Raw genomic sequence first — 6,079 nt, 5'->3', positions numbered from 1 at the left:
GGAAGTGAAACGTAGCTGCGCCGATGGTAGTGTGGCCTAAGCCATGCGAGAGTAGGTCATCGCCAGGGTTTATACCCAAAAACCCCGCTGCTCACGCAGCGGGGTTTTTCTTTGTGTCCCGGATAATGATTCCGGGATTATCTTCCGATGCGGGATTGCGCCTTCGGCGCAGGGCACGGGGATAAAGTTGCCGACCAGCGGCCGGTACTACCTGCAGATCCAGGCCACGCGCGGATGGATTGTTCCCGGGAAGAGCGGCGCCAACCAAGGTTGGCAGCTACCCACGGCAGGCTGAGCGTCAGTAGATCCACGCCACGCGCGGATGCTCTCCGCACCGGAATTCCGATGCCAACCAAGGTTGGCAGCTACCAGTGGTAGCCGGCGCAGGCGGACCCAGCTACTCCGGCAACCGTCTTTTCCTGATCCGTCACGCAGAACACGCAAAAAAAAGACGGCGCCCTGCGGGCGCCGTCCTCATCAGATCGGGTTGTTGGTCGCGATCAGGCGACCAGGGCAATCCCCTGCGGTGACTGCTGGCGGAACACCGATACCGCTTCGGTCAGTGTCCCGGCCTGCGACTGCAGCTCGCGCGCCGCGGCGGTCGCTTCCTCCACCAGCGCAGCATTCTGCTGGGTTGCCTGATCCATCTGCACCACGGTCTGGTTGATCTGTTCGATACCGATCGACTGCTCCTGGGAGGCGGCCGATATCTCACGCATCAGGTGACTGACGTTCTCCACGCCACCCACGATCGCCTGCATGCGCTGGCCGGCGTCGGCCACCTGCTGTGCCCCGTCGCCAACCTGGCGACCGGCTTCGTCGATCAGCTTCTTGATCTCCTGGGCTGCAGCAGCCGAACGTTGTGCCAGGACACGAACCTCGCTGGCGACTACGGCAAAGCCGCGGCCCTGCTCGCCGGCCCGTGCTGCTTCCACAGCGGCGTTCAATGCCAGGATATTGGTCTGGAAGGCGATACCGTCGATGACGCCGGTGATGTCGCCGATCCGCTTCGACGCACCCTCGATGGCCTGCATGGTATCGACCACCCGTTGCATGGCGGCGTTGCCGTCGCCGGCCGCGCTCTGCGTGGCGGCCGCCAACGTACTGGCCTCCCGTGCGTGGGCGGCGTTCTGGCGCACCGTGGCCGTCAGTTCCTCCATCGATGCCGCGGTTTCCTGCAGGTGCGCGGCCTGACGCTCGCTGCGTTCGGACAGCGCGCCGTTGCCGGCGGCAATCTCGCTGGCTGCCGTGCTGATCGACGCCGCGCACTGCTGGATGTGGCCTACCATCCGCGCCAACTGCCCGGCGGTGGCATTGGCGTCGCGCTGGATCGCAGCAAAGGCTCCGTGGTATTCACCGCGCATGCGGCGGTCGAGATCACCGTTGGCCAGGGCCGAAAGCATCTGCCGCACTTCATCGACAGTGCCGCCCAAGGTATCGAGCAGCTGATTGATGCCACCGGTCAGTCCATCCAGGAAGCTGGCGCCCTCGCTGACCTGCAGGCGCTGATCGAGATCACCCGCGGCAGCTGCAGCGACGATGCCGGCAACTGCGTTCTCCAGGGCCAGCTCATGAGTGCGGTCGTGCCACTCCACGGCGAAGCCCAGCCGCGCGCCCTGCGCGTCGAACACCGGCGTGACTACCTGTGCGAAGTGCACCGGCCCGATCTGCACCTTGCCGTTGTGGGTCACCTGCAGGCCGTTGAGGATGGCGCGGATGCGGTCCGGGTTGGCATGGAAGCGATGGATGCTGCTGCCGACCAGGCGTTCGGCGTCAAAATCGGGAAACGCCTGGCGCAGGGTGGCCTGCTGGTTGCGCAGCAGGGCTACTACCGAGCGGTTCACGTAGCGGATCACGTGATCGTTGTCGGCAATCATCATTGCCGTGCGCGATGCATCCAGTGCCTGGCGGATCTGTGCGTTCTCGGCATTGGCCTCTGCTTCGCGGCCGCGCTGCGCCTGTACATGGGGGGCGGTATCGGCCAGCGCGTGTGCCAGCGAACCCGGTGCATACGCGCTGGTGTCCGCGTGTGCACCGAGATCGGCGCCGGTGGCGATATCACGCGCGAGCGCGGCCAGTCGGCGTGGACCGTGGCCGAGGGCCTCGGTCTGCTGGCGAAGGCGCAGCGCGACCTGGCCAAGGAACAGGGTCAGGCCGGCCAGCAGGGCGGCCTGCAGCAGGGTCGGCAGCACCGCAGCGCCATCCAGCGTCGGCGCCAGCAGTGTGAGCGTGCCGACACCACCGGCCAACCACACCGGCAGGCGATCGCGATGACCCAGCAACGCGCCCAGCAGCAGTGCGATCGGCAGCGCCGGCGACAGACCGGTGATCGCACACAACAGCGTCAGCTGCAGTGACAACAGCAGCGCCAGGCCATTGCGGGCGATGACCTGACCCGCCTGCGGGCCAGCAAGCCACATGGCAGGCAATACCGCGACGGCGGCCAACGAGGCGCTCAGCACCTGCGGGCCGCGCACGGCCAGCAGCAGGCCGGCCACGGCCAGGGCCGCACTGCCAAGCAGCAGGCGACGATCAGCACTGCGCGCGAGCTGCTGCAGATGCGGCAGGCGGGCGGTATCGGGGGGACGGGAGAATGCAGCGGACATCGGCGACTCCTGGATCAACAAACGACAACGGCCACGCCCTGATGCACGCGCAACGGCGTGCTCATGGCATGGACCGGGAATTGGGGGAATGCGGCGCAATCAACGCCGCAGCGACGGCGCGCCGTGACCCCATCCTGTGGGTGACGGTGCAGTAAAGCGGGCATGCGGACTTCCTTGCAGAACCAGACACACGCCGCAGGCCCGACCGGACCCGCGTGCCGCGGGCGCAGGGGCCCGCAACTGGTGTATCGGCCGCAAGCGCGCAGAGTGAAGTGCGCGTCGGTCCGGACTCAGCCGGCGTTGTCGTTGTTGCAGAAGCGCAGGATCACTTCGGCGATCCGTGCCGGGTCTTCCATGTGCAGGTGGTGGTTGCCGGGAAACACCGCCAGCCGTCCATCACGCAGGTGCCGCAGGCGATCACTACGCATCGGCTCCGGATAGTAGGACTGCGCCGGCGTGGCATAGATCACCTGTGTCGGGCAGGCGATGGCCTGCAGCAGGTTGTCGATCTGGCCTTCACTGAGGCGGATCGCGGTGGGCAGCATCAGGCGTGGATCACTGCACCAGCGGTAGCCACCTTCCACGGGTTCGACGCCGCGTTCGACCAGCAGCCGTGCGCAGCCTTCGCTGAGCTGGTTGGTCATCATCCGCGCGCGGATCGGTGCGGCCAGGTCGGGAAATACACGCAGCTGCTTGCGGGCCAGGCCACGTGTGGCATTCACATGCTCGCGCAGGCGGTTGGCGGTTTCTTCTTCGGGCCCGCGCAGGCCACCGAGTGCTTCGATCGCCACCAGCCGTTCGATGCGGTCGCTGACCGACGCGGTGAGGCTGGCGATGCCGGCGCCCATCGAATGGCCGAGCAGGGTGAAGCGGTCCCAACCCAGTGCATCGGCGACATCGAGCACGTGGCAGATCGCGGCTGCGGTGGTGTAACTGGCACCGGCCGGCAGATGCGCGCTGTGGCCATGGCCGGGCAGGTCGATCGCCACCAGCTGCAACGATGACAGGTGGGGTGCCAGCGGCATGAAGCTGGCCGCGTTGTCGAGCCAGCCATGCAGGGCCAGCACACGCGGGCCGTCGCCGTGGTTGCGCAGGCCGGCGACGCGGCTGCCACCCACCTCGAGTTCAAACGGCTGCAGGCTCATGCCAGTGACGCCACGGCCAGCCGTGCCAGCGCACGCGCGTGATCTGGTTCGGCGTTGAGGCACGGGATGTAGCGCATCTTCGCGCCACGTTCGGCCAGCGTTTCGGTGAAGCCCATCGCCACTTCTTCCAATGTTTCCAGGCAGTCGGTGGCGAAACCCGGGCAGACCACGTCGATCTGCTTCACGCCGGATTCGGCCAGCGCCCACAGGCTGGGCTCTGCGTACGGCTGCAGCCAGCGTTCGCGGCCGAAGCGCGACTGGTAGCCGAGTTGCCACTCGTCGCTGGCAAGGCCCAGTGCATTGGCGATGGCACGTGCACTGGCCTCGCAGCGCTGCGGATACGGGTCACCGCCATCGGCCAGGCGCTGTGGGATGCCATGGAAGGAGAACATCAGCTTCTGGCCGCGGCCATGCTGCTCCCAGTAGCGCCGGATGGAGCCGGCAACCGCCTCGACCCAGCCCGGATCGACTGAATAGTCGCGGACCAGGCTGACGGTCACGCCCGGGTTGCGGCGCTGCCAGGCATCGACACGGTCTTCGACCGAGGCGGTGGTGGTCGTCGAGTACTGCGGATACAGCGGCAGCACCACGATGCGGCGCGCGCCTTCGGCGGCCAGGCGGTCGAGCTCGCTGCCCAGTGCCGGTTCACCGTAGCGCATCGCATGGCGTACCGTCAGCGACGGCAGCAGCGCCTGCATGGCCTGCGCCAGCTGACGGGTATACACCATCAGCGGTGAGCCATCGGGCAGCCAGACCTGGGCATACTTGGCCGCCGAACGGCTGCTGCGCAGCGGCAGGATCAGGCCGCGCAGCAGCGGCTGCCACAGCAGCGCCGGGATCGAGACCACGCGGGGGTCGGACAGGAATTCAGCCAGGTAACGGCGTACGGCAGGAGCCGTCGGCGTCTCGGGCGTGCCTAGGTTGACCGCCAACACGGCGGTATCGGGTGCGTCGAGCATGGTGGCTATTGTCGCCGATCCGATGCCGCGCCGGGATGCAGGGTTCGGATTGCAGGCATAGCCCACGTCAATGTGGGTGGGCAACGCTCATTGGCGATTCATGGCAACACTATTAATTTCAGTCACTTGCTATATCTTCCTATGGACTGACTTCTGGAGCCTGCCATGCGTCGCCCGATCCAAGCCCTGCTGATCGCCGCCACTCTGCTGTCCAGCCAGGCCATGGCCGGACCGCAGGAAGACCAGCGCGCCCGCAATGCGGTACGTGTGCTGGCTGAAATCCAGGGAATCCCTGAACAGGGTATTCCTGACAAGTTGCTGGACGAAGGCCGCGCCGTCATCGTCATTCCCGACACGATCAAGGCCGGTCTGGTCATTGGTGGTCGCCGTGGACATGGCCTGATGTCGGTGCGCATGCCCAACGGCGCCTGGTCCAACCCGGTGTTCATCAAGCTCACTGGTGGCAGCATCGGCTTCCAGGCCGGTGTGCAGTCCTCCGACGTGGTGCTGGTGTTCCGCAACGACCGCAGCCTGGACAATCTGGTCAACGGCAAGTTCACCCTTGGCGCCGATGCCGGTGTCGCGGCGGGCCCGGTTGGCCGCAATGCCGCTGCTGCGACCGACGGCCAGCTGAAGGCCGAGATCTGGTCGTGGTCCCGCGCTCGTGGCCTGTTCGCCGGTGTTGCCCTTGATGGTGCGGTGCTGCAGATCGACGATGCCGCCAACCTCGACGCCTACGGCAGCAACACCACGCCGCGGATGATCTTCGAAGGCCGTGCGTCGGGTTCGCCGTCGATGGATGTGGTCGCCTTCCGCGACCGCCTGGAAGAGGCCACCTACGCCGCTCGCAACAACCGCAACGGCAACGGCGGCAACGCCCCGCGGCCGGCAGCAGTCCCGGCCGCTGCGCCGGCGCCTGTTCAGGCAGCGCCCGCCGCGCCGGCCGAAGCCACCACCGCGCCGCTGCAGAACGTGCCGCAGGCCCCGCCGCCGCAGCAGCAGGGCTTCCAGCCGGTCACCGACGGTGAAATCCGCACGGAAACGCTGGGCGGAAACTGACTTTCGTCACGCGCGCCGGCTAACACCCGGTGCGCTATGCTCGACAGCCTGATCACTAACGTAACGAGCGTCTTTATGGGCAGTTTCAGCATCTGGCATTGGTTGGTCGTGCTGGCCATCGTCCTGCTGGTGTTCGGCACCAAGCGCCTGACCAGCGGCGCCAAGGATCTCGGTTCGGCGGTCAAGGAATTCAAGAAGGGCATGCGCGACGAGGACAAGCCGAACGCGCAGCTGGGCGATGAATCGCGTAGCCAGGATGCCTCGCGCACCGCGCAGGACGAGCACGACCGCACCCCACGCTGATCCGGAG

Annotated in this window: 5 protein-coding genes; 2 read left to right on the top strand and 3 right to left on the bottom strand. The window is 66.7% G+C overall.

All coding sequences use genetic code 11. The features are described 5' to 3' along the window. Positions 1–500 precede the first annotated feature (500 nt). The 3 genes from V9K93_RS08890 to hemH all read right to left on the bottom strand — a co-directional run bounded on the left by V9K93_RS08890 (position 501) and on the right by hemH (position 4,710). Positions 501–2,606, bottom strand: coding sequence for a methyl-accepting chemotaxis protein (locus tag V9K93_RS08890; RefSeq protein WP_337302399.1), 2,106 nt, complete (start codon positions 2,604–2,606; stop codon positions 501–503). 290 nt (positions 2,607–2,896) lie between these two features. After that, on the bottom strand, positions 2,897–3,751 hold the full coding sequence (locus V9K93_RS08885) for an alpha/beta fold hydrolase (RefSeq protein ID WP_046982580.1): 855 nt from the start codon (positions 3,749–3,751) through the stop codon (positions 2,897–2,899). Next, entirely contained in the window at positions 3,748–4,710 is a 963-nt protein-coding gene (gene hemH / locus V9K93_RS08880; RefSeq protein ID WP_253078546.1) for a ferrochelatase, read from the bottom strand. Before hemH ends, V9K93_RS08885 begins: the two co-directional genes overlap by 4 nt. A gap of 165 nt (positions 4,711–4,875) precedes the next feature. Between hemH and V9K93_RS08875 the strand changes: the two genes are divergently transcribed. Together V9K93_RS08875 and tatA are read left to right on the top strand one after the other, a co-directional pair. Further along, on the top strand, positions 4,876–5,769 hold the full coding sequence (locus V9K93_RS08875) for a lipid-binding SYLF domain-containing protein (RefSeq protein ID WP_046982581.1): 894 nt from the start codon (positions 4,876–4,878) through the stop codon (positions 5,767–5,769). Positions 5,770–5,844: 75 nt separating this feature from the next. Beyond that, a complete protein-coding gene (tatA, locus tag V9K93_RS08870) occupies positions 5,845–6,072 on the top strand; it encodes a Sec-independent protein translocase subunit TatA (RefSeq protein ID WP_012512521.1) in 228 nt (75 codons plus the stop codon). Positions 6,073–6,079 lie beyond the last annotated feature (7 nt).

This window comes from Stenotrophomonas sp. CCNWLW162 (assembly GCF_037203745.1).
Classification (GTDB): Bacteria; Pseudomonadota; Gammaproteobacteria; order Xanthomonadales; family Xanthomonadaceae; genus Stenotrophomonas; species Stenotrophomonas maltophilia_AQ.
The sequence above is the reverse complement of the archived record's forward strand: the minus strand, read 5'-3'. Positions and strand labels throughout refer to the sequence as shown.